This is a genomic window from Amycolatopsis sp. NPDC051071 (assembly GCF_040682875.1).
Classification (GTDB): domain Bacteria; phylum Actinomycetota; class Actinomycetes; order Mycobacteriales; family Pseudonocardiaceae; genus Amycolatopsis.
Window position 1 is genome coordinate 1 of record NZ_JBFBBY010000328.1, and the last position, 1497, is coordinate 1497.

3 protein-coding genes are annotated in these 1497 nt (G+C 60.5%); 2 read left to right on the plus strand and 1 reads right to left on the minus strand.

The features are described from left to right. Together AB0M65_RS40830 and AB0M65_RS40835 are read left to right on the plus strand one after the other, a co-directional pair. Positions 1–298 (plus strand): hypothetical protein (locus tag AB0M65_RS40830; RefSeq protein ID WP_364041052.1); only part of this gene is annotated, 298 nt, incomplete at its 5' end. Beyond that, the gene (locus tag AB0M65_RS40835; RefSeq protein ID WP_364041055.1) at positions 295–759 is read left to right on the plus strand and encodes a hypothetical protein; all 465 of its coding nucleotides are present in this window, start codon (positions 295–297) and stop codon (positions 757–759) included. The genes AB0M65_RS40830 and AB0M65_RS40835, both read left to right, overlap by 4 nt. 403 nt (positions 760–1162) lie before the next feature. On the opposite strand, the gene AB0M65_RS40840 is transcribed toward AB0M65_RS40835, so the two are convergent. Continuing rightward, a partial coding sequence (locus AB0M65_RS40840) for a phage major capsid protein (RefSeq protein ID WP_364041058.1) occupies positions 1163–1497 on the minus strand: 335 nt, incomplete at its 5' end.

Genomic DNA, 1497 nt, shown 5'->3' on the forward strand with positions numbered 1-1497 from the left:
GACGATCTCAGGTGGTGAACGGGTCGTACTGCAAACCCTTGCCCACAAGACGACTTTCGGGATGACCTTCCGCGAGATCGCAAGCCTTGTCCGACTGGAAGATCGCGACTTGTATGGGATTCTTGTCTCTCTGCATCGCAAGCGGTTCACGGCGAAACACACGTTTATGAAGCGGCAAGGGGATGCCGTTGTGCTGCACCTGTCCACCCCACGTGGACGGGAACGGCTCATGTCCAGCTTAGAGCTGGAATACAAGAACCTGGTGCACACCATGGGCGTAGTGAAGGACATGGCATGACGCAAGTTGTCGACGCTCTGACGTGGGATAATTTCTTATATGTCAACGACTTCTACATGAAGTATCGGGGCTGGAGGCTGTGCGAATCCCCGAACGACAACACCGTGAGGTACGTGTTTCCGAAGAGCTTGCACGGTGCACTGGATCATGCAGGGAAGGTGACGCTCGGAACGGTTCTGTTGCAGGTTGCGGAATGTCACTTCACGCGGACTCGTCGCGGGCTTCGGATCAGGTTCATCACCTCCGGTGCTCCTGGTGGTTGCCGGAAGCATGACAGTGCCTCGTTCAGGGTCGAGATGCGCAAGGTGTGCTCAGTCGACAGGCTCGTGAAGACAATCGAGGACCGAGCGACCGCTACGACGACGTTCGAACTGGCGTACTGCCTGATATTCGGGGCGTGCGCCAAGCGGGTATCGGCCTTACTGGAATCGGCTGCGACCAAGTACGGAGCCGTCGACTAAAAGTGTCCGGCAGGGTCGTCTCGACGCAATGTGCCCCTCGACCGCCCCTGCCGGGCTTGACATCCCTCGCGTCTCCCGAGGGATGGCGGGATGGTGGATGGTGGAAGCACGATCCCCCGCACTAGCCGATTTCCAGTCGGCGAGCGCGGGGGACCGTGTCCATAGTGGATATTCGACTTTTAGCGATAGGGATATTAGTTCGACGTGGCTGGAGATTCACAGCGCGCGAAGCGCGACGCGGCACGGGATGGCGCGAGGCCTCTGCCGAAGCGATGCGAGCACAGGAACAAGGACACCAAGTACCTCGCACGTCCGGGCGGACATTGGGACAAGACGACATGTAACGACTGCGGTAACGAGTTGGGCTTGGTCTGGGTGGATGCGCAGCCGTCGTGAGTACGGACTAAGCGGTCAAGTCCAGCTTGACGACACCAGCCGGACGCGTGACCGCGAAGCCGAACCGGCCCTCGCAGCGGAAGCGGATCATGTTGGCCTCGAACAGGTTCCCGTCCTCGCCTGCACCGAACAGATCCTTCTCGTAGGTGTTCTCCGACCACGTGATCGTCACGTCTTCGCGTGCCTTGAGCACGGTGGAACCGGCGAAGTCCGCCAACCACCCCGTGCCCGCTGTGACCGAAGTGGACAGCACAACCGGCACCGACCACAACCGGCGGGCCGCGCGATCCACCGGAACGGCCTGTCCGGCTTGCGTGAGCAGGTAGCCGTTGGCGTTGGCGG

What these genes read in the sequence shown, in the direction of transcription:
- AB0M65_RS40835 (WP_364041055.1), top strand. Translation starts at nt 295, where the DNA reads ATGACGCAAGTTGTCGACGCTCTGACGTGGGATAATTTCTTATATGTC.